Annotated in this window: 22 protein-coding genes and 2 pseudogenes; 15 read left to right on the top strand and 9 right to left on the bottom strand. The window is 68.8% G+C overall.

What is annotated here, in order from left to right; all coding sequences use genetic code 11:
• Positions 1-290: 290 nt before the first annotated feature.
• The 4 genes and pseudogenes from ACIRU3_RS45095 to ACIRU3_RS45080 form a co-directional block, all read left to right on the top strand.
• A pseudogene (locus ACIRU3_RS45095) lies at positions 291-611 on the top strand (alpha/beta hydrolase); the annotation flags it as partial.
• A gap of 300 nt (positions 612-911) precedes the next feature.
• Positions 912-1,457 (top strand): thioredoxin family protein, encoded by a 546-nt coding sequence (locus ACIRU3_RS45090; protein ID WP_404069878.1) that lies wholly within the window; start codon positions 912-914, stop codon positions 1,455-1,457.
• Entirely contained in the window at positions 1,448-2,014 is a 567-nt protein-coding gene (locus ACIRU3_RS45085; RefSeq protein WP_404069876.1) for a hypothetical protein, read from the top strand. The genes ACIRU3_RS45090 and ACIRU3_RS45085 overlap by 10 nt, the downstream gene beginning before the upstream one ends.
• 62 nt (positions 2,015-2,076) lie before the next feature.
• Positions 2,077-2,412 carry a hypothetical protein gene (locus ACIRU3_RS45080; protein WP_404069874.1) on the top strand — a complete coding sequence of 112 codons (336 nt, stop codon included), beginning with the start codon at positions 2,077-2,079 and terminating at the stop codon, positions 2,410-2,412.
• A gap of 182 nt (positions 2,413-2,594) precedes the next feature.
• On the opposite strand, the gene ACIRU3_RS45075 is transcribed toward ACIRU3_RS45080, so the two are convergent.
• Complete coding sequence (locus ACIRU3_RS45075) at positions 2,595-3,509, bottom strand: replication-relaxation family protein (protein ID WP_404069872.1); 915 nt, start codon at positions 3,507-3,509, stop codon at positions 2,595-2,597.
• Between the two features lie 379 nt (positions 3,510-3,888).
• Between ACIRU3_RS45075 and ACIRU3_RS45070 the strand changes: the two genes are divergently transcribed.
• The gene (locus ACIRU3_RS45070; RefSeq protein ID WP_404069870.1) at positions 3,889-4,299 is read left to right on the top strand and encodes an Imm10 family immunity protein; all 411 of its coding nucleotides are present in this window, start codon (positions 3,889-3,891) and stop codon (positions 4,297-4,299) included.
• A 257-nt stretch (positions 4,300-4,556) separates the two neighbouring features.
• On the opposite strand, the gene ACIRU3_RS45065 is transcribed toward ACIRU3_RS45070, so the two are convergent.
• Entirely contained in the window at positions 4,557-5,267 is a 711-nt protein-coding gene (locus ACIRU3_RS45065) for a hypothetical protein (protein WP_404069868.1), read from the bottom strand.
• 122 nt (positions 5,268-5,389) lie between these two features.
• Positions 5,390-5,731, bottom strand: coding sequence for a hypothetical protein (locus ACIRU3_RS45060; protein ID WP_404069866.1), 342 nt, complete (start codon positions 5,729-5,731; stop codon positions 5,390-5,392).
• Between the two features lie 315 nt (positions 5,732-6,046).
• On the opposite strand from ACIRU3_RS45060, the gene ACIRU3_RS45055 reads away from it, so the two are divergent.
• The 3 genes and pseudogenes from ACIRU3_RS45055 to ACIRU3_RS45045 all read left to right on the top strand — a co-directional run.
• Positions 6,047-6,535 (top strand): hypothetical protein, encoded by a 489-nt coding sequence (locus tag ACIRU3_RS45055; protein ID WP_404069864.1) that lies wholly within the window; start codon positions 6,047-6,049, stop codon positions 6,533-6,535.
• A gap of 318 nt (positions 6,536-6,853) precedes the next feature.
• On the top strand, positions 6,854-7,405 hold the full coding sequence (locus ACIRU3_RS45050; RefSeq protein WP_404069862.1) for a snapalysin family zinc-dependent metalloprotease: 552 nt from the start codon (positions 6,854-6,856) through the stop codon (positions 7,403-7,405).
• A 129-nt stretch (positions 7,406-7,534) separates the two neighbouring features.
• A pseudogene (locus ACIRU3_RS45045) lies at positions 7,535-7,650 on the top strand (transposase); the annotation flags it as partial.
• 147 nt (positions 7,651-7,797) lie between these two features.
• On the opposite strand, the gene ACIRU3_RS45040 reads toward ACIRU3_RS45045, so the two are convergent.
• A complete protein-coding gene (locus tag ACIRU3_RS45040; RefSeq protein WP_404069860.1) occupies positions 7,798-8,394 on the bottom strand; it encodes a TetR/AcrR family transcriptional regulator in 597 nt (198 codons plus the stop codon).
• A gap of 168 nt (positions 8,395-8,562) precedes the next feature.
• On the opposite strand from ACIRU3_RS45040, the gene ACIRU3_RS45035 reads away from it, so the two are divergent.
• On the top strand, positions 8,563-9,522 hold the full coding sequence (locus tag ACIRU3_RS45035; protein ID WP_404069858.1) for an alpha/beta hydrolase family protein: 960 nt from the start codon (positions 8,563-8,565) through the stop codon (positions 9,520-9,522).
• Positions 9,523-9,837: 315 nt separating this feature from the next.
• Here ACIRU3_RS45035 and ACIRU3_RS45030 read toward each other — a convergent pair whose 3' ends face one another.
• Positions 9,838-10,035, bottom strand: a complete 198-nt coding sequence (locus ACIRU3_RS45030; RefSeq protein WP_404069857.1) for a hypothetical protein — start codon at positions 10,033-10,035, stop codon at positions 9,838-9,840.
• A gap of 47 nt (positions 10,036-10,082) precedes the next feature.
• The gene (locus tag ACIRU3_RS45025; RefSeq protein WP_404069855.1) at positions 10,083-11,231 is read right to left on the bottom strand and encodes a pentapeptide repeat-containing protein; all 1,149 of its coding nucleotides are present in this window, start codon (positions 11,229-11,231) and stop codon (positions 10,083-10,085) included.
• Between the two features lie 200 nt (positions 11,232-11,431).
• Here ACIRU3_RS45025 and ACIRU3_RS45020 point away from each other — a divergent pair, with 200 nt between their 5' ends.
• Together ACIRU3_RS45020 and ACIRU3_RS45015 are read left to right on the top strand one after the other, a co-directional pair.
• On the top strand, positions 11,432-11,656 hold the full coding sequence (locus ACIRU3_RS45020) for a hypothetical protein (RefSeq protein WP_404069853.1): 225 nt from the start codon (positions 11,432-11,434) through the stop codon (positions 11,654-11,656).
• A gap of 42 nt (positions 11,657-11,698) precedes the next feature.
• Positions 11,699-12,109, top strand: coding sequence for a recombinase family protein (locus ACIRU3_RS45015; protein ID WP_404069851.1), 411 nt, complete (start codon positions 11,699-11,701; stop codon positions 12,107-12,109).
• Positions 12,110-12,117: 8 nt separating this feature from the next.
• Here the strand turns inward: ACIRU3_RS45015 and ACIRU3_RS45010 are convergent, their stop codons facing one another.
• Positions 12,118-12,597 (bottom strand): hypothetical protein, encoded by a 480-nt coding sequence (locus ACIRU3_RS45010; protein ID WP_404069849.1) that lies wholly within the window; start codon positions 12,595-12,597, stop codon positions 12,118-12,120.
• Between the two features lie 663 nt (positions 12,598-13,260).
• A complete protein-coding gene (locus ACIRU3_RS45005; RefSeq protein ID WP_404069847.1) occupies positions 13,261-14,436 on the bottom strand; it encodes a pentapeptide repeat-containing protein in 1,176 nt (391 codons plus the stop codon).
• A 167-nt stretch (positions 14,437-14,603) separates the two neighbouring features.
• Here ACIRU3_RS45005 and ACIRU3_RS45000 point away from each other — a divergent pair, with 167 nt between their 5' ends.
• The 4 genes from ACIRU3_RS45000 to ACIRU3_RS44985 all read left to right on the top strand — a co-directional run bounded on the left by ACIRU3_RS45000 (position 14,604) and on the right by ACIRU3_RS44985 (position 17,601).
• Positions 14,604-14,939 (top strand): recombinase family protein, encoded by a 336-nt coding sequence (locus tag ACIRU3_RS45000; RefSeq protein WP_404069845.1) that lies wholly within the window; start codon positions 14,604-14,606, stop codon positions 14,937-14,939.
• A gap of 84 nt (positions 14,940-15,023) precedes the next feature.
• Positions 15,024-16,229 (top strand): integrase, encoded by a 1,206-nt coding sequence (locus ACIRU3_RS44995; protein ID WP_404069843.1) that lies wholly within the window; start codon positions 15,024-15,026, stop codon positions 16,227-16,229.
• Positions 16,230-16,242: 13 nt separating this feature from the next.
• A complete protein-coding gene (locus tag ACIRU3_RS44990) occupies positions 16,243-16,515 on the top strand; it encodes a hypothetical protein (protein ID WP_404069841.1) in 273 nt (90 codons plus the stop codon).
• A gap of 714 nt (positions 16,516-17,229) precedes the next feature.
• A complete protein-coding gene (locus tag ACIRU3_RS44985) occupies positions 17,230-17,601 on the top strand; it encodes a lasso peptide biosynthesis B2 protein (RefSeq protein ID WP_404069839.1) in 372 nt (123 codons plus the stop codon).
• Between the two features lie 727 nt (positions 17,602-18,328).
• Here the strand turns inward: ACIRU3_RS44985 and ACIRU3_RS44980 are convergent.
• Complete coding sequence (locus ACIRU3_RS44980) at positions 18,329-18,583, bottom strand: recombinase family protein (protein WP_404069837.1); 255 nt, start codon at positions 18,581-18,583, stop codon at positions 18,329-18,331.
• Positions 18,584-20,524 lie beyond the last annotated feature (1,941 nt).

The following is a 20,524-nucleotide window of genomic DNA, read 5'->3' as shown; positions in this document are numbered from 1 at the left end:
CGAGCGGAGGCCCCTGGATATTGTCCACCGCGCGAGGCTGCTCCGGATCGACCTGGCCTGGTGGCAGGAGGGGCCCCGGGGACGGACACGGTTCGGGGCCCCTCATCTGCGTACGCGTCCACGGAGGGGGCGTCCTGCACGCGTTGTCGTGTCCAACGCCGGGTGTGCAGAAAGGTCACGGCAGAGCAGGAGTGGTGCGCGTCTCGCCCGGCCGCACACGGTCCGGCGCGCCCACACCCGGTACTCCGCCGTCTCCACACCGCCGTCCTCGCGAACTCGGTACGAAGGTAGGAGGATTCTGGCCGGTCGCGCCCGCGGCCCACTTCGAGAGCCACGGTCTCAGCGATGAGCAGATCGCACGGATCGTGGGCGGTTCGACGCCGCGCCCGGGTGCCACGCTGACCGAACCCGCCGTGCTGGAAAGGCCGCTCGGCGACCGCCCGGCGACTTGCATCAAGTGCACGCTCGGTGGCCCGGAGCCGAGCGACGACGTAGCCAAGCTGCTGACCAGCGGGCGCTGGCCGCTGGTCGAGATGGACACCGGCCGCTGGCCGATGTTTTCCCAGCCGCGCGAACTGGCGCAGATCCTCCTCGACATAGCCGGGGCGTGACCGCAGTTCCATGCTTGCGGACTCCTTGCCAGCGTCCGGACCAGGGCGGGACGGCGGGCACCGCAATCATGTGGGTCACTGTCACATCCGAGCGGACCGCCACCACGTACCAGCCTGCGCCCGTGACCCGGACCACGGCCCCGTACTGGGCACCCGGCGGTCAGCGTCCTCCCGTCCATCGACGCGTCGCCCCCCGCCTCGCCTCAGGGCACGGGTGCCAGCCGGGCCGGTCGGCCTGCGTGCGAAACTACGAGAACATTTGGACGAGGACATTCGGACAGAGAGACGACGAGGAGTGGCGTGAGACGTCCCCTGCTTCCCGCGGTACTGGCGCTGGCCGTACTCGCCCTGCCGACGCTCACCGGTTGCAGCAGCGAGACCACCGGCTCCCGGGGGACCACCGGCGCGGTCTCGGCTGCTCCTGCCGCGACTGCGCAGGCTCCTTCCGCCGCGAAGAACTCTCCCGACTACGACCCGAAGGCGGACGCCGCGGCTGACATAGCGGCCGCGCTGAAGGCAGCGAAGAAGGACGGCCGCCCGGTCCTCGTCGACTTCGGCGCCGACTGGTGCCTGGACTGCCGCGTACTGGGCGCTCGGTTCCAGCAATCCGGGCCGTCCGCGCTGCTGGCCAAGTACCACGTCGTGAAGGTGGACGTCGGCGAGTTCGACCACAACCTGGACGTGGCCGGACACTACGTCGACCTGCGAACAAGCGGCATACCGGCCCTGACCGTCCTGGACCCCGCATCTGGCCGGGTCAAGGTGGCCACGAATCGGGGCGAGTTCGCCAATGCCCGCACCATGCCGGCCGCGCAGGTCGAGGAGTTCCTGAAGCAATGGGCATAGCCGCCCGGCTCCGGCCCCGTCGCACGAGGGCGGGCTCGACGCTCGTGGTGGTGGCCGCCGCTGCCGTGCTCACCGGCTGTGCCGATTCCGGCGCGAGGGGCACCACTGCGCATGCCGCACCCTTCACCGCCGGGGGCGTGTCCGTGACGGTGCGGGTGGTGGAATCGAGCGACGACCGCTTGCGGCTCCTCGCGGAACTACGGCCTGAGCAGGCCGGGTTTCACCTCTACAGCCTCGGCCTTCCGGACGACGGAGTCGACGGGATCGGCATACCGACCCGCGTCCGTGTCGACGGCGGCCTGCGAGCCACCGGACCGGCGGCCACCGATGCGAAGCCGCGGGTGCTGCGCCCGGCCGGCCTCGACATCAGCCTGCCGGTCTACGAGGACGGCAAGGTCACCCTCGAACTTCCCGTGCGGCACGTCGAAGGCGAGGACAGCGCACGGGTGTTTCTCACGTACGGGGCGTGCAGCGAGAGCGCGGGCTGTCTGGCGCCCGTACGCGACCGCGCGGTGACTTTGCCACTGGTCTCGGCGGGCCAGAAACGCCGCGCATAGTTCAAGGCTGCTCCCACACCGTCCAGCACCGCGGTTGCCAGCCGCTGCACACCGTCTACGGGTTGGTGGCGCTGCTCGCCGGCTGCGGCATCCTGCTGGAGCAGCCCGTCATGTGGCTGTTCGTCGTCCCGATCGCTGTCCTCGTCGTCGAAACGCGTCGGCTCGCCCGGAACCGAGCCTGTGCCGCCCTCCGCAGGCGGGACAAGCGCAAGGCCGCCCCGGCTCGCACCCGCTGGGTGTGGGGCGCTGCCGCGGCCGGTCTGGGCGCCGCCCTGGTGGCGGGAGCCTTCGCCGTCTGCACCGTGCTGCTGCTCGGCCATGGTGACGCGCTCGTCCTGCGCGGACGGGCAGCGGACTCACCCTCTACCAGATCCTCGACACCATCCAGGACCTGCTGAACTGCTGGACCGGCACCTGCACCACCTGCCACCTCCCCTGCCCAACAAGAGGCCACCAAGAGCAAGACGGACCTAACGGAGTCCTACCAGTGGACTGACGGGTCGGCGGCGGGCGATTCCCATCTGATTGACCGGTACGGGGCGGCCACCACCCGCTTTACGAAGGTGGTGACGGCCGGTACTTACAGGTCTGTCCATGCGCGAGGCTTGCCGCCGGTCAGAGATAGCCACACGTCCCGTGAGGGACCGTGCTGCTCAAGGTCTTCCAGCACGGCGGCGCCAAGCCGGACCTCGCGGGCAAGGGCCGACACGAGCGGGTGTTGTGCAACCATCGCCTGCAGATCGCTGATGCGATTCTCCAGCCTGGCCCGGGATGCACCAGTGAGTACGAAGAGCACTCGGGGAAAGACCGGATACCAGCGCAGCCAGGCGGGAGTTGCGGCGGCGTGCCTGCGCCGGCCGACGGGCTGCGCCTCGTACTGGAAGAGGCGGGCGTACTCGATCAGTTTCACGGCCAGCCGTTCGCTGCTCATGGTGCTGCGATCGACTTCCACGAACGCGCGCAGCTTTCGCCGGTGTTCGCCTTCGACGACGGTGCAGTACATGACCGCGTCGGCGACGATCCGCTCGCCCTCACCGATGGAGTGGGACACCTCGGGGGTCCAGTCCCAGGGGCCGTGCTCGTGCCCGAGCCGACGGGCGTCTTCGGCGAAGGCAAGGTGGGCGCGTACGACGGCGAGCGTGTGCGGGGTCTTCAGCGACGCTGCCGTGGTCGAGGTGATGGGGTAGGGGGGCCGCCCCCGCAGGACCGGCAGGTCCCGGGCCAACCGCGCGCCCTGCGGCGTGAGGTACCAGGCGTTGGTACGTGTTCGGTTCGCGTCCGGCAGCAACGTGCGGTCGACGAAGCCTTCGCAGCGCAGTCTGTTCAGAACGCGGGACATCAGCTGCCGCGTGCCGTGCGGTCGCAGCATCCGGCGCAACTGGCTGGTGGTGGCGATGCGGTGCTGTGCGAGCCCTGCCAGCACCTGGTGGGCCAGGGGCTCAGCGGGGCTGGGGGCCACTCTCGTGCCGGGCTTGCTTCGTGCGGCGCTGCTCATGAGGTGTTGCCTTCCGCGGCCGTGACGGTCTCCGAGGGAAACCTTCGGTTTCTGCTGAGGAAACCCGCCGACTCCGACCAGAGTCCCGACCACGAAGCCCCGACCATGGTCACGGAAGCGAAACAGCCTCGCGGTTTGTGCCGGGGCCGACATTCATGGCCCGACCACGGGCCACGCCGGTGCACGAGGACGGCTTGCTCGTGCAGTGTGGAGTCCGGGACCAAGTGTGGACGCTCACGCAATTCCCCAGCCAGAAGTTCATGATCTTCCCCAGGGGAATCCCGGACCCCGTGTCGTGGGCACAGTCCGTTTGAAGGGTGGAACGTCGTCCCTCGCCCCTGCGTCCTACCTCGGCTGAACGCGCTGATAGAACCCCATCATGACGTACCGATTCACCGCCCGTGCTGCCACAACAGAGATCGACCCCGACGGCTACTTCACCGAAGCCGCTCTCGCCGAGGGTGAGGACGGAAGCGGCTTCATCTTGATGTTCATGGCAGGAGAGGAAGACCCGGATGATCAGGACGTCGCCTTGGGCATGGACACACACTGCCTGGTCACAGCCGGACAGGGGACCGCATATGGCTGTGTACGCGAAGCCGTTCTGACGGGCAACCTCCTCCGCGTCTCGCTCGACCCTGAAGCACTGGAGGACCTGCGGCTGAGCGATAGTGAGATCGTGGCCGTCATCGAAGCGCCGGCCGAAGACGTTGTCCTGTTCCGCGAAGTCCTCGCCCAGGTGCTCGCTTACGGACGTGCGGACGCTGTGCCCATTCGTGTAGCCGTCTGAGCCGACCACCGAACTGCGGTACGGCGGAGGGGTGGGGAATTACGTGAAGCCGAAGACGCGACCCGCGGGGAATTGCGTGACCGTCGACACCAAGCTGGGCGATGGCCGGTCCGCAGCAGCCGGGGCTGCTGCGGGGCGTGGTGGCGAGCCACGCCGTGCCGGCCATCGTGCGACACCCGGTCCGCAGGGGACCAACGACCCGTAACCGGATGCCGCGTCTATGGGGCGGTGGGCTGCTGCGCGCTCACCGCCGGTTTCTACTTTCCGGAGCCGCGCTGTGCGGCCTGCTCGAGGATCCGCCGACGCGTCCACCGCCGGCGCCCACCCTTTTGCGTGAGAGCGTCGGGGGTCTCCAGCAGGGGCAGGTTGCCCTGGGACAGGCTGCTGGAGAACGAGTTGAGGCTCTTGAACTTCAGCAGCGCCGCGGCCTGGGTTGCGCCGAGGAGTTCGTCGGGGTCGCCGTCGACGGGGACGTCGGGCAGCGCGGGGGCGGTGCGCTGCGCGCCGGCGTGCTTGCCGCGGCCGGGCCGTGTGGCCATCCAGTCCAGCAGGGTCTGCACGCGCCAGTGCTGCCGCCGGTAGGGGTTTTCGGCGGTGCCCAGTTCTTCGACGACGTCCGGGTCGGGGAAGTACCCGGGGTGGTCGCGGACGAAGGTGGTGACCTGGTTGGGGTTCTTGTAGCCCAGGAACCTCGAGGCATCCGCCGCGTTCAGCAGGTCGTCGGGGTCACGTGCGGGCGGTGTGTGCTTGCGCAGGCGTGCCGGCGGGCGGTTGGTGAACCACTCGGTGACCTTCGCGTGGTCCCACAGGCGGGCGCGGCCGCGCATGTCGGCGACTTCGGGGAACGGCACCCCGGCCGCGTTCTCGGCACGCTCGGTGTAGAGGCTGCTGATCCGGGCCGGCGTCAGGCCCTGTTCAGCCGCAATCTCGGCAGCGTCGGCCAGACGAGGCTCACGGCGCGAGGTCATGGCAGAACCGTCCGTCCTGTCGGAGGCAAGCCGGCCTGCCCGGCTTCACAACTCACATAATGGCAGGAGTTTGGGGTGGGGGTCCAGGACGCTGCGTTTTACTGGGCGGCCCGAGGACGAGGTCATTCCTCCGGAAGCAGGCACACACCGCGGCGGGCCGCGTCCTCGGCCATCTCCGTGTAGGCCAGGGCCGCCGGAGTCATCTCCCACTCGGCCAGGGCGAGCAGCAGGAGCAGCTCGCCACGGTCCTGGGATTCGCCGCACGGCACGCCGGCCACGGTCGCGGCCTCCACCAGATCCGGCGCGGGCAGCCCGGCGAAGCGGGCCGCCACCGTGTCGCGCACGTCCTCAAAACCCTGCTGGTACAGCTCGCTCCCTTCGCGCAGGAGCAGCACCAGGTCCTCGTCGTGACCGGCCGGTGCGGCCGCGGCGAGGTCGAGGAGGCGCTGGGTGGTCGTCGTCATCATCAGCAGTATGCCTTTCAGGAAGGAGCAAGGGCGTCCGGAAGTCTCTGCGCAGAGCCGCACAGCCGTTACACGGCACGCGAGCGTCGTGGCGTGCCAGGTCAGGATCCTTGCAGGGTTCCTTCTCTCCGGGGCTCGACCGTGAGCGGACCAGTGGGGCAAGGGCCGACGCCCGGCCCATTAGTCCCATGGGGTCGAGCCGCCGGCTCGTCATCATTGTGGCCGTGGTGGTCCTGCTGATAGCCGGGATAGCCCTGGCCAACCGGGGCGGGGTCGGCGCCAAAAAGGCCGGAACCGCCAATCGACCCGCTGTCGATGGAGGTACCCCACAGCCGCGAGGGCGCCCAGAGCGCGGCCGCGACGATGGCTGCCGTCCTTGGCGGCGAGGAGATGTTCGACCCCACGCGGCGGGGCGACGTGGTGCAGCGGATCGTGGTCCTGGAGCGGCGCCTGGCCGTGCAGGCCGCGGTCGACGCCGACTACACCACAGTCTTCAACAAGAAGCTGGGACTGGACGAGCAGGGACACGCCCCGCCCGGGGCCACCTTCATCAGCCGGACCATGCCCGCCGGCGTGACCGTGCGCCACTACGACGCGCGCGAGGCCACCGTCGGCGTGTGGCGCGCAGGTCTGCTCGGACTGACCGGCAAGGGCGCCGCGCACCCGATCCCTCCGGCCACCGGCTGGTTCACCCAGACCCTGACCGTGCGCTGGATTGACGACGGATGGCGCCTGGCGGAGTTCACCCAGCACGATGGCCCTGAGCCGGCCGCGGGCGAGTACGGCGAGCCGCCGCAGCTGTAGAGGGGCTTGGGAGGAGATACGCCCGGGCCCCCGGGGGCCCTTCGGGCGTATCTCCTCCCAAGCCCAAAATCGCAGGGGACCGGACTCCTTCAAGACCTGTGAACGGACCTGCGGAGGGGCCCAATGGCCCACGCGGGGCGCCGTGGCAGCTGCGCCGTAGAGCGCAGGCCCGCTGGCGTTGAGCGGCGAGCACAGATGTGCGGGGCGGAAGGTCATCAATATGCCGGCCATCCGTCAGATCGAGTCGGCCTGAAGGTGCGTTGAGGATCACACACGCGGCCTCTAGCCTCCGTTGGCAAATGAATTGGAGGAGTTTCCATGGCCCGAGCACTGAACCTGTTGTCGACGGTGGTCCTGGCATCCGGTGTCCTGGTGGGCGTCAGCGCGCCGGCCGATGCGGCTGACCCGGCACCCGAGGTCATCCCGATCGATCTGTTGCTGGCCGGCTCCTACACGGACGCGGCCCGCGAGGCGATCGCGATCTGGAACACGGCCGTCCCGTCGATAAAGTTCGTCGAACAGAACAATCCTGCGGCGCTGCGGGTCATGGAGTACAAGACGGCCAGGGGAGTCCAGTCCCACGTCAACATCAAGGGTGCGGGACGGGGTTGGGTCTACCTCGAAGTCGGGGACGCCCAGTTGTACAAGCCGTCTCGCATCGTCGTCCATGAGCTGGGTCATATCCTGTCGCTTCCTGACCTGGGCCCGGGCAGCCCTTGCTCCAAGGTGATGTCAGGCGCTTGGGGAGGATCGGACTGCGTCAACGTTCAGCCCGACGCCGCGGAGAAGGCCGCCGTCAGGGACTTCTTTGCCGTCAACGACGTCGGCGACCGGGTTCCGTGGTGGGGGTCAGGACTCCCTGCACGGTAAAGCCCGACGCTGCCCGGCCGCCGGCCGTGTCCCGGCTCCCCCCTTCGGCCGGGGCAGCCGGACCTACGTTCCGCGTAATTCAGGGGTTCTGGAGTCCCTGCCGGGCTGAAGGTACAGGCCAGCGGGTCGGACGCGATCCGCTACATCACCGACAACGGGGCGAAGTGGAGGGCCGCTGCCCGCCGACTTCGGCATACCGTGGCGCACCGTGTTCGGCTACGTAGCCCGCTGGGCGAAGGCCGGCGCACTCAGGCCAATCCTCGACCAGCTGCGCCGACGGCTGCGGCTGCGGCGCCGGCGCTGTCCCTGGCCGGTTCGGGTGATCGTGGAATTCCCAGTCCGTCAAAGGCGCGGAGACGGTGTCGAAAAGGGGTCATCGAGTGCCGTCGGCATCAGGGTGACTGCGGTCGCCGCAGGCCCTGGAGGAGCAGTTCGATCAATCGGCGGGGGTCATAGCGGGGGTCGCTGTCGTGTCCGATGCAGAGGTTGCCGATGCCGCGCATCAGTTCGTAGGCGTGCGTGCCGGACCGGATTTCGCCGGCGTCGACTGCGGCGTCGAGGAGTTGCGTGCAGACGGGCACCAGGCGGTCGAGAAAGTAGGCGTGGAGTGCGTCGAAGCCGCTGCTGTCCGATTGCAGCGCACCTGCGAGTCCGTGCTTGGTGACCAGGAAGTCGACGAAGAGGTCGCCCCACTGGCGGAGTGCTTCGATCGGCGAGCCGGCGCCGGCCAGCAAGTTCGGGCCCGCCTCGGCGCACGCCTCGACCTGGTGGCGGTAGACGGCGACGACAAGATCCGCCCGGGTCGGGAAGTGGCGGTAGATCGTCCCCATCCCGACGCCCGCTCGGGCCGCGATCTGGCGGATCGGCGCGTCGACTCCCGAGGTCACGAACACCTCGGCGGCAGCGTCGAGCAGCGTCTGCTGATTGCGCACCGCGTCGGCCCGCTTGCTGCGGGCAGACGCCCCTCTGGGCTCGCTCGCAGTGGGCACCACGCTCTCCTTCCGGCGACCGTTGACGAAACGGAACGTTGCTCCGTATATTCAAACGGAACCGCGCTCCGTTTTCAGGATGGCTGAAGCCGGGCGCTCCGCCCCGCCTCGCCCACTGCCCGGCCGTATGGGCCCGGCCGTCGAGGCCATCGAAGGGAAATACTCGTTATGACTGCATCGACCTACACGGCCGACACCCTCGGCTCGCCCACTCCCGTCATCTCTGTCAGTCCGGTCGTGCTGCCGGCTCCCGGCCGAGCCATGGACCTTCAGGTACGCGTCTCCGCCCCGGTGTCCGGAAGCGAGCTGCCGGTCATTCTCCTCTCGCACGGTCTTGGCTTCTCAAACAACCTCTCCTCGCTGAACGGCTATACCCCCCTCGCCAGCTTCTGGGCGGCGCACGGCTTCGTCGTGATCCAGCCCACCCATCTGGACTCGCGGACGCTGAGTCTGGACCCCGACGCCCCCGGGGCGACCCCGCACTGGCGCTCACGGGCCGAGGACATGAAGCGCATCCTCGACCAGCTCGACGTGATCGAGGCCGCCGTCCCGCAGCTCGCCGGGCGCCTGGACCGGAGCAAGGTCGCCGTAGCCGGGCACTCGATGGGCGGGCACACCGCAAGCCTGCTCCTCGGCGCCCGGCTCACCGATCCCCACGACGGAGGGGAAGTGAACCTGACCGAGCCCCGGATCAAGGTGGGTGTGCTGCTGGCCGCGCCCGGCCGAGGCGGCGACGCCCTCACCGAGTTCACGGTCGAGAACTACTCCTTCTTCCTGACCACGGACTTCTCCCAGATGACGACGCCCGCGCTCGTGGTCGCCGGCGACAAGGACGACTCCGCATTCCTGACCGTCCAGGGCCCGGACTGGCACACCGATCCCTACACCCTCGCCCCGGGCCCCAAGTCCCTGCTCACCCTCTTCGACGCGGAGCACGGGCTCGGCGGGGTCTCCGGCTACGACGTCGCCGAGACCACGGATGAGAACCCCGAGCGAGTGGCCGCCGTCGCGCGTCTCACCTTGGCCTACCTCCGCACCGAGCTCTACCCCGGCGACTCCGCCTGGCAGGCAGCGCGCGACGCGCTGACGGCCGACCCTGAACCGCTCGGACGGGTCGAATCCAAGTAGACAGCCTGATCAGGCCACTTGGCCGTACCCGTCCGGGGTGGGCGGGCCGTCGCCTCAGAACGGGCTGAAGTCGACGTCCAACGACCAGGTCGCGGGGATCGGTGCGATGGTCGTGCGCGGCACACCGCGCGACAGCATGTTCACCCTGGACACGCTGAATTCCACCGGCACAGCCGGACCGTAGCCAGCCCTGACACCCGCTCAACGATCCTTCCCCGAAGGCCCCGCCAGGGTCATTCCCTGTGGTAGCAGCCATGATCATTCTCAGCGCTACATCCTGTACCGCAACTACTCACACCCGTTCTTCTGCCGGGGTCACGGGCCGGGCGCGGGTGACGCCGGAAGCGACGGCGCCTCGCTCCCGATCGGCGCGGGAGTCTGCGGCGCCGGGTGGCTGCCGCCGAGGATGAGCACCAGCCCGGTCAGCACCGCGGCGCCGCAGCCGGTCGCGCCAACCAGATCGCCCTTACCCGTCGGGCCCTGCCGGGTGCGTTTGTAGACGAAGTACCCCACGACGCACGCCACCACGAGGAGGACTCGGAGGCGTCACAGTCTCAGCGTCAGGTGGACCAGGTTGGAGGCAGGCGCACCCCGACCAGCGGCGATCCGCTCGGTGGCACCAGACCGGTTGGCGCTTCGCCGATTGCGGCAGAGAGGTTGACCGTGCCGCCGGAGAACACCGCGGAAGTGAAGGTGACCGTGGCGCCGGAGAACGCGGCGCGGGTGAAGTCGACCGCACCGCCGGAGAACGTCGACCCCGAGAAGAGCACCCGACCGCCGGTGAACGTCGTCTGCGAGAAGCCAACCCTACTGCCGGAAAAAGTCGAGTTGCGGAAGTGGACCGACCCGCCAGAGAACGTCGACAGGTCGAAGTCGACCCTGCCGCCGGAGAACGTTGCCCCCACGAAGCCGACCGCACCGCCAGAGAACGTCGCCCCCATGAAGCCGACATCACCGCCGGAGAACGTCACTCCCCAAAAGCTGACCTCACCGCCGGAGAACGTCGCGTCGTCGAAGCGGACCGTACCCCCGGAGAATGTCGCCCCCGAGAAGTCTCCGCCGTCGAAAGCGGCTCCGGTGAAGTCGAAGTCGTGGCCCTGCCACGAGTGCGGATGTTCGGCGGGCAGGCGGAGGTGGTCGCGGATGAGGCGGATGACGGTGTGCCGGACTTCCCGCAGGGCCAGGTAAGCGTGCCGGGCTTCCGTGTCACCCGCAGGGAGGTCGACCTCGGTGGTATAGGGCAGGCGCAGGTAGGCGCACAGGACGTCGATGCAGGTCTGGCGCAGGTCGCGGGTGGGGGCGTCGTCGGCGAGGCCGGCCAGGGCGTGCACGCCGCCCAGGCGGACCGCGGCTGATTCGTCGCCCAGCTGGGAGACGGCGGTGGTGAAGCGCTCGGTGTGCAGGCGGGTGGCCTCGCGCAGCGCGCCGTCCTCGTCGACACGCTGACGCCGATAGGCCACCACCAGGGCGACCAAGGCGCCAGCCCCGGCGACCACGCCGAAGGACAGCTTCACCAGATCGAAGAGCGTCTTGGAGTCGATCCGGTGCTCGGGCTTCAGCCCCCGAGCGTCCAGCAAGTCCCATCCGGTGTAGAACACCGAGGCGGCCACAAGGATCGCGGCGGCGAAGGCCAGGACGAGGACGGTGCCAACCGGCCAGAGCCGCAGACCGCGCCGCTCAGCCCGGCGCCCGGGCAGATGTGCTCTCACACACCATCAAGACAGTCCACGCTCGCCGCCGGTTGCGGTCCCGCCTCCGCCGCACGGCGCCCGCCGTGGGCACACCCGGAGAAGCCCCACGTTGTCCGCCAGCGGGTAGCCGAGGCGACCGTCGACGCCCGCCTCGGCTACCTCGGCAACAACCACGTCGCGGTGCCGCTCACATATGAAGCGCCGCCTACGATGACCGCGTGACAGCTCGCCGCACCCTTGGCGCCGGCCCCCAGGCCCCGCACAGCATCCGCGCCGCCCAGGCCGACCTGATCGACGCCCTCCCCGGAGTCCACCTCCCCGACCTGGACGAGCTGCGGGCCCGGGGCGTGCTCGGCACCCACACGGCGACGGCCCCGGCCCCGCGGAGGGCCCTCGGAGCCGGCGGCCGAGCCGACGAGGAACCGACCCACCCCACAGGCTGACGCACCCTCGCGCAGACCTGGAAGCACGGAGGCCGCGCCTTCATGGCCGACCAGGGCGAGATCATCCCGGATGATCCCGAGGACCCGATGCGCACCGCCATGCGCCAGATGATGGGAGTCTTTGCCCAGCTGGACCGCGGCATGACCGTGGCCAAGCTCCGCCGCGGCCGCCGCATCAAGGGCGAGAAGGGCCAGTACGCCTACGGTGCCCCGCCGTACGGCTGGCAGGCCCACAAGAACGAGCCGACCGCCGAAGAGATGGAACAGGCCGGCCGCGCCCGCGCCCGCCAGCTCCGCGACGAGAACGCGCTGTCGTACCGCGAGATTGCCGTGGTTTTGGAGGAAGAGGGCATCCGGCCCAAGCGCGGAGAGCGCTGGCACCCGGAGACCGTCCGCCGGATGCTCGCCAACGCCACCGAACGGCCGCCGACTCTGCGGCCGCGTACTGCATAGCCGTGTCCTCACCGGTGGCGCATCCGGTAAGCCTTCTGTCGGCAGGCGTTGGCGCAGTACTGCCGGGGACGTCCTGTCCGTGATTGCCCACTGGCGGACCACGGAATCGGCATAGGACCCCCACACTGCTCGCAAGCCTGCTCGAACATCTCTTCAATCCGCCATTCACGGATGAGAGACCGCAGTTCGTCGTCAATCAGGATTGTCGGATCAAAGGCGTCGATCTCGTACGCATAGTCCGCAAGCGCCAAGGCACGCGAAGGATGACGCAGCACCGAGACTGTCTTGCTGAAGATCCGGGACACTAGGTCCGGCTGCAGCTGGAGCCTCTCGGCTATCAGCTGGTTCGGGGCGTTGTAGAGCACGATCGCCAAGAAGACGATCGCACGTTCTTTGCCGAGGCCGCGCAGAGTCTCCGCCAGCGCGGTGGTCCGTTCGACCCGGGGTCGGTCGACATACCTGCTGCCGGACACCCGCTCCTTCATCATTCCGACCTCCGTACGACGGCGGGCTCAGTGGACTCGGCACGCATGAGGACTACGGTCGGGCTTCCCGGAGGCTCCGCGTTCCCAGTTGGCTGCTGCGGCAGCGCCGGCGGCGGTGTGGGGCGCCCCCAAGGGAGAAGCCCGCACAGTGCTGAGATTACGTGGGCCAACCCCAGCAGAACGACCGGGAGATCAGCCCGGTCTACCCGACGCAGGACGACCCAAGCCACGGCTGCGACCAGCAGCAGGATGGCCACAAGCACGGCAGCAACACAGACTGCCAGCGAGACCGGCACGCCGAAAGCAGCGCCGGGGGAGAGAGCGGACAGCAAGGGAGGAGCCTCCAGGAATGACAAAGGCCCCCGGAATTCGCCCATGACTCCGGGGGCCTGACGGAAATGAGAAAAGGCCCCCGCTTCTGGACCAGAAGGAGAGCCTCTCAACAGCAACGGGACACACGAGTGGTGTCCCGAGAGAGAGGTTCCCATGTTCCCGCTCGCCCGTCAACCCCCCTGTTTTTGCAGGTCACTTGAGTTGGGGGAGGACAGGGCAGGGTTTCGTAACGGTCCGAGCCTCCGTCTCGCCTTCCTCGTGGCGGACACCCTTGTTGGACACGGTCTTCGGACCGGCATGTACAGACAGCCCATGCGTCCATGAACCGATCGGTTAATGGGCACCCCGGCGAGGCCAACCAGCCGTGCGTGGGATAACGCTGGGTTGTCCCACGCGACCGTCACCACCGGCGCGCTGGCGTGACTCCTGCTCCACCTCGGCGATCCGCGCCCGGACCGCGGCCTCTGCAGCCAGTACGGCGGGCAGATGAGTGTTCTCCCGAGGCCGGGCAGCCCGCAACTGTCCGACCGTCAGATGCCGGACGCTCTCCAGGTGGGCTCCCTCCAGGTCGGCTTCCTCCAGGTGGGCTCCCTTCAGGTCGGCTCTCTCCAGGTGGGCTCCGTTCAGGTCGGCTCCGTTCAGGTTGGCTCCGTTCAGATCGGCTCCCTCCAGGCGGGCACTGATCAGGCGTGCCCCGATCAGATCCGCTCCTTCCAAATAGGCCCCAATCAGGCGTGCCCCGATCAGGTCCGCTCCTTGCAGACGGGCCCCCTGCAGGCGGGCTCTTTCTAGGTGGTTCCCGATCAGGTTTGCCCCCTCCAGGTGGGCGTTGACCAGCGTGGCACCGCGCAGGTCAGTGATATTCAGCTGGAGCCGGAAAGGCTCGTCACGATCCCGGGGCCGTCGGCCGAGCACGGTCAGCGCTGCCTGGACCGGCTCGCTCGGCCGCGGTAGCAACACGACACGAACGGTGCTGCGTCCGTGTCGCGGGGCCACGACTGACAATCCGGCTCGCAGAAGCCGGCGGGCGAGTCGCACGCCGCGCTCATGCACAGAGGGCTCATTGGGCACAGGGGCGTGTTCGCGGACGAACGCGGCGAGGACTTCGACGATCGTGGCGTGGTCCTTCGGCGAGTCCCGCATGATGCGCTCCAGCGCGTAGATCCCGCCGAGTTGCTCGACCGGCTTGTCGGAGGCGATCTGCCCGATGGCCTTGGTGTACCGGTCGGTGACCTGCCTCTCGCGGGCCTGCTGCCAGGTGCGGTGGGTATAGAGGATGCCGATCACCGCCAGACCGCCGGCGCCGAGCGCCACCATGGCGGTGCGAACCCCGGTGACCGTGGTCGCCACGGCCGGCGACAGCTCACTGTTGAGGTACTGGTGATCGATCCACCAGGGAACACGCCACAGTGCCGCGCCCGCGGCGGCGACCCCGGCGAGCGCCACTAGGAGCCACCACACCCACAGCGGAACCCGTGACAACGACTTCCTGTCCATGCCGTCCAGCACAACGCGCCCCTGCCCGAGCGTCCGCGCGGCTCAGCGGCCCGTATGGGAAGGACCACTAGTACGGCGGAGGCAGCACACGCATCGATCGGATCAGTTGATGAACACCGCGGAGGTCACAATTGTGCCCACGACCGAGACTGCTCGGTACGGCTCCGGCAGGTCTACGGGTGTCGACCGGCGGACAGCTCGGCGGATTCGGGCTGGACGACCAGGAACGCATCGTGCGCCGCTGGACCCGCGACAACGGACACCGCCTCACGAAGCTGTTCGTGGAGAGGGCGCAGTCCGGCACCATCGCCGGGGACGAGCGGCCCGAGCTGGCCGGCGCCCTGCTGTGGGGCGAGGAGAAGAAGGTGCACGGCATCGTGGCATCGAACCTGGACCGGATCGCCCGTGAGCTGGTCGTGCAGGAGGCGGCCCTGGCCCAGTGCTGGAAACACGGCGGCCGCGCCTTCATGGCGGACCAGGGCGAGATCCTGCCCGACGAACCCGAAGCCCGATGAGCACCGCCACTCACGTATCGGGGAACCAGGCGGCACAAACCCCGGTACGGAAAAAGCCGCGTGACGGGCACTCAGGGGAGAGAGATGACAACTGCGGACCTGTCGGTCACGACGAACGGCATCCCGCGCCCGCCGGCCACCCGGGCGCCCGCACGGTTCGACCCGGCAACCGAGGCCCGGCTCACCCGGCTCGACCACGAGGCGACCGCCCACGTCGAGAAGAACCGGCCGGAGCGCACCCGCACCGGCTACGCCGCCGACTGGAACGCGTGGCTCAGGTTCTGCGCCGACGCCGACCTCCCCCCGGCCGCCGTCCGCTCCGGCACCCTCGTCGCCTTCGTGGAATGGTGCTGGTACCAGCCCGCCCGGCCCCCGAAGCCCGGCCAGCAGCCGGGAAAGCTCACCTCCCCCTCCACCATCGACCGCCGCCTGTCCGGCGTCGTCGGCACCGCCCGCCGCCAGCTCAAGCTGCAGTTGCAGGAGGACATCGCCGAGGAGGCCCGCGCCCTGTTCAAGGCGAAGGTCAAGACGATGGAGAAGGCCGGTCAGACACGCGGCCGCGGCCCGGCGCCCGCCCTGCTCGTCCGGCACATGGAGAAGATCGCCGCCACCCTGCCCCGCAACCGGTTCGGGACCCGGGACCTGTCGCTGATGACGATGCACTTCGCCCTCGCCGGCCGTGAGCACGAACTGGCCTGGCTCCGGGTGCGGGACATCATCGAGGACTCCGAGGGCCGCGGGCTCATCGTGGACGTGCGGGTGTCCAAGGTGCCCCCGCGCACGGTCGAGGTGCCGTTCGGCTCACGCGCCCACCTGTGCCCGGTGAGGGCCTGGCGCCGCTGGAAGGCCGAGCTGGGCGAGGACGCCGACCCCGACTCGTTCGCGTTCCGCGCGGTGCACAACCGTTGGAAGACCGTGCTGGTCGGCGGACTCGACCCCGTGACCATCGGCGACATCCTGACCCGGATGGGCGCCCGCGCCGAACTGGACATCCGGCCCACCGGGCACAGCCCGCGCCGCGGACTGGTCACCGAGTCCTCCCGCGCCGGCAACCCCGACGCCGTGGCGGAGAAGCAGGGCGGATGGGCCCTCGGCTCCAAGGTCATGCGCCGCTACCGCGAGGCCGACGACGGATTTCAAGGAGAACGCCCTGCACGGGGGGCTGTAGCCGCGAACCGGCCAGCGGGCTCCGGACGAGCGGCAAAAAATCTTGCGGAGGCGTTCAACCTTCAGGCCGTCCCCATGCCTGTAGTGGGCAAGGCTGTGGCAGAGGGTCACGGCGTGGCATAGACGGAGTCGGCCGGTGAATCTTGAGGTTCTGGTCTCGGTAGGGGTTCCTGCGCTCGCCGCTGTGGTGGGGCTGGGCTTCCGTCCTCGTGCAGGGGATGCGAATGCCTGGGATGTCTTGCACGAGCTGGCCCGCGGTCGGGTCAGAACCGGACTGGAGCGTGAGCGCCGGGCGACGCTGCTGGTCATGCTCGATCGGCTACCGGACAACGGTGTGCAGGTGGAAGATACGGCGCAGGGCCGCCGAACCATCATCAGCGGCCGCGTCGAGAGCCGGGCGAAAAGCTGAACGGCGGGCCGGGGGGAAGGCGGGGTGCGCGTGGAGCCGGAGCCGGAGGAGTTCGCTTGCTTTTTCACTCTATGAGAGCCACAAGTGCGGCGCTATCTCGTGTGGTTAGAGGGGGCCCTTCGGTGGTCGACGATGCGGCACAGGAGACGATGATCGCCGCGCATCGGTACTGGGATCGGGTTTAGGCCCTGGAGAACGTGAGGGCGTGGCTGTTCAAGGTTGCGCGTCAACGACTGAGCCGGGTTCCCGGGGCCCCCAGAACTTCAAATAATAGTAGATACGATGGGTGATCGGAAGACCTGTTGCGCCCCATGTTGCGTACAGCGTTGCGCCTGACGTTGCGGCAGGTGTTGCGCTGGAGGTTGCGCGGCCTCACGGCCGGCTTCTACGGCACCCCAGGTCAACAGCCTGCGGGTGCATGGTCAGCTTGCTGACATCCCCTCTGCTGCCACTTTTCCCACGCTGGTTGAAGGAGAGTGAGGAATGGGGTGGGGGTGTGGTCAGGCGGCGGCCTCGGGGATCGGGCCGGCCTGGTGTCTGTTGCGCGACGGGCGGGGCCGTCGCGCTGCCCGGAGCCCGGTGTTCGGCGTCAGGGTGTGGTGGTGTGGTGTGGCCGGTGTTCCGGCCCCCGCCCCGTGGTCGCCCGGCCTCATGTCCGCCTTGTGTCGACATGACCGTGCCCACGGCCCGCCCGAGCGGCCCTGTCCGGAGACGGTGACCGTCCGGGCGGCCGTCGCGGGCGGGCTGTTCCTTGTCCGGCTGTCGCCCCGGCGGCTGCGCACTGTGCTGGAACGGCTCGCCGCCGATGCACGCCCCGTCCCCTACCGGCAAGCGGAGGAGTACTACCGTGAGGTGGTCGGCGCCAGTGCCCGCTGCGCGGGCTGGCAGGGTTGCCTGCCCCGCTCGATTGCGGTCGGCCTGCTCTGCCGCGTGCGGGGAAGCTGGCCGCAGTGGTGCGTCGGCGTACGGGCCACCCCGCCGTTCGCCGCCCACGCCTGGCTGGAAGCCGAGGAGCGGATCGTGGCCGAACCCGGTTGCCGCGACGACTACCGGGCGCTGATGCGTGTCAGGGCCGGCCGTGGCTAATACCAGCTCGGCCACGGCTTCCGGCACGGGCGCAGCCAGCGATGGGACGCAGGCGCTGGTATGCGACGGCTCCTTGCGCTGGTCCGCCCAGGGCTCCGTGGAATCGGCACGTCCGGCATCCTGGTCATCGGCGCTCTGGCATACGCAGTCCACCGTAGGCCGGTGCTCACGCAACCGCTGATGGTCGCTCTGGCCGCTGCGGCAGTCCTCGTTGCCACCGTCAGCGCCATCGTCGCGGCCGGCGCCCGGTGATGCTGGCTTGGCAAGCAGCCCGTTCCTGAAACAGGGCGCGCAGCGCCTCGGCCGGAGCATCTGCTGCATGTGAGCGGGGCGTTGAGGGCCGGCTGACGGTGGGCGCAGACGTTGACGGCCCTGCAAGCCGATCAGATCGGCGGCTGCGAAGAGGGCGCCTGAGCATGGCCGCGACAGCTCGAGAGGACAAGCCACACACAAAGCCGGCCGGTGCAGAGCCGCATGCATGAGGCCCCGTGTCCTGTGCTGCCCAGGAGTGCCGAACCACGCCGGGTCGCGCCATCTGATGCGGGTCGGTTCTCCTGTGCGCTCCCGTGCGGTGTTGCCGGCGGATCCGGCGTGGTCATCTATCAGCACCGGTGCGAACTGTGCGGCACCGCCGTTGCGTTGACATGCAGCCTGATCTGCTGGACGCCTCTTTGCGGACGCATGCTCCCGTGCGACGGCTTTTCAACCGTCACACGGGAGCAGCCCGTTACCCCTCGGCCGCTTCGGTGTGTGCCCGGGCGAGCAGTTCCTCGCCGTCGCGCGTGCGCAGGAGCCGGTGCACGTGCGAGGGCCACCAGGTGAGCCCGCCGCCGGGGGTCGGGACGCCTGCAGCGTTCATGACGTCGCAGATATCGGCTAGTCGGGCCCCGTCTGCTCGCAGCCGAACGACTTCGGAGAGGACCTCGTCAGGGCATTGCCGGGGCCTGCCGACCCGGACCTGAGGGTGAGAGGACCGGCTCATCGGCTTCCCCTGCGGAACAGGCCAAGGAGATCATTGAAGATCTTCCGAGCTCGTTCAGCGCGAGGCTCTTTCGGATGGAACAGGGCGACTGCCATGGCCGTGCCCGTGAAGACGACAAACGCCCCCACCACGATCGCGGCGTAGACAGCAATCCAGGAGCCTGAGGCTCCTAGGATACGGAGAAGACTCGGCACAAGGCCCTCCGAGCGAAGGGCAGGGCGTGCCTAAGCCGGATTTGGCCTAGTGACGCATCCTGCAGCGCCATCGCTCGTAGTCCGTGTGCCAGAAGTAGTGCCTGAAGTAGGGGACGACGCCCTCGAGGCCGGACCGGAGGAGGACCGGGCCCACCCCGGGATCGGTGACGCCGACGTTGCCGGCGTTCTCTGCCTCTGCCTCAGGGACGGAAGCGCAGAAACGATCCCTGAGCCTAGCCGGCATCATTTCGAGAACTTTTTCGAATACCTGGTTGGCTAGATCGTCAAGGCGTGGAAACCACGAGGAGAGAAAGTAAGGGAACGGGTAAATCCGCTCTTGCGGCATGGCCTCATCGCCCCCCTTCGAGCCCAATGCCCTGAGTGGACTTCCAAGGTACAGGGGCCAATAGGCTTTTCCGCTAATTCGGCGAACTGGGCTGTGCAGCGATGCAGTCAACGGTGAGACGGGGGAGCGAGTAACGGCTGGTCTGCGCTCGGGCAAGAAGCCGCCGAACGGCCTCGTGCATGGCTGGCTGCAGTACGTCGAGGGCTGCGGTGCCGGCGGTGTTCACGCTGAATGTCCGCGTGAGAGGGCGGCGGTCTGGGCCTCGGGGGGAGACGGCTACGAGAGCGGGAGCGTCACCGAAAGCGACCAGGTTGTTCGCAGCACCACCCCCTTCCTCATCCCCAGGAACCGACCCCGGTCGGAGCCGGACGGTGTGAACGCGTCCCAGGACGCATCCACGTTCAGGACTGAGGACTCCTGAAGGAGGCGACGTTCATATTACCGGGACGCCCAGACGGTGTGTGGCCGCAACAAGTGCGCGCAGTTCAGAGACATCTGATGGGCTGTTAACACGGCCTGTGAAGTAGCCAGCACTCGACATCGGAAAAGCTGCAGCTCAGAGTGCCGCTCGAGGGCTGCCGCGGGCGAGCGGCGCCCGGCAGCGGCCGGGGGCATGGTTGGGCCTCCTCAGGCAGGTCTCGTCGCCACAGGACGACAGAGAGACCGGCACGCCTGGCGAGCACGCCATGATCTGCGTGCTGCCTCCGCTTGTACACCCCGCCCGGGCGGGGGCCTGGGCGGCGCTGACCGGTGTCCGCCCGTACCGGACCAAGGCGCCGGGTGCCTTGCGCGGTCAAGGGGACTGCTCGCGGTGATCGGTTCGCGGTCGTGCGGCGTCTCGGCGTGCTTGGTGAGCGCTGATGCGCAGGTGCTCCATGCGCTCACGGTGGCGGAGCAAGTCCCGGTAGACGTCGCGACGGTGCGCGGACTCCTGCGGCAGCAGCGCCGGCAGTACACCGATCACGGCGCCGAGCACGGTAACGAGCAGAACCACCCACCCAGGGATACCGATGTACACCTTGGCAGCCAGCGCCAGGGTGCCGATGCCGACGGAGCGGGGCGGTCCAGATAAGGAGGCGGCGAACGGCCGGGCGGGTGGGCATGTCGGTGGTCCTTCGGGCTCGGAGGGCGCAGGCGCCTGTGCGCGTGCGGGGCGGACGTGCAGCAGTCCCAGCCCTTGGGGCGCGGGCAGCGGATCTGACAGTGCCGAAGAGTGGGGGAGCGGGGGGTTAGGCGCGCAACCCCCGGTGGCAGACTCCACGTTGATCAGGAGGGGAATCTGCATCAAGGTTTGTGACCTGCGGTCTTAGAACTCCTATCGGAATGACTTCAGGCGTCGCCAGCAGATGAGTGCGCATCCGAGAGTGAGGAACGCTTCGTGGATGTCGTCGCGGATCTCCC

It is taken from the genome of Streptomyces sp. NPDC101151, assembly GCF_044768335.1.
Taxonomy (GTDB): Bacteria; Actinomycetota; Actinomycetes; order Streptomycetales; family Streptomycetaceae; genus Streptomyces.
The sequence above is the reverse complement of the archived record's forward strand: the minus strand, read 5'-3'. Positions and strand labels throughout refer to the sequence as shown.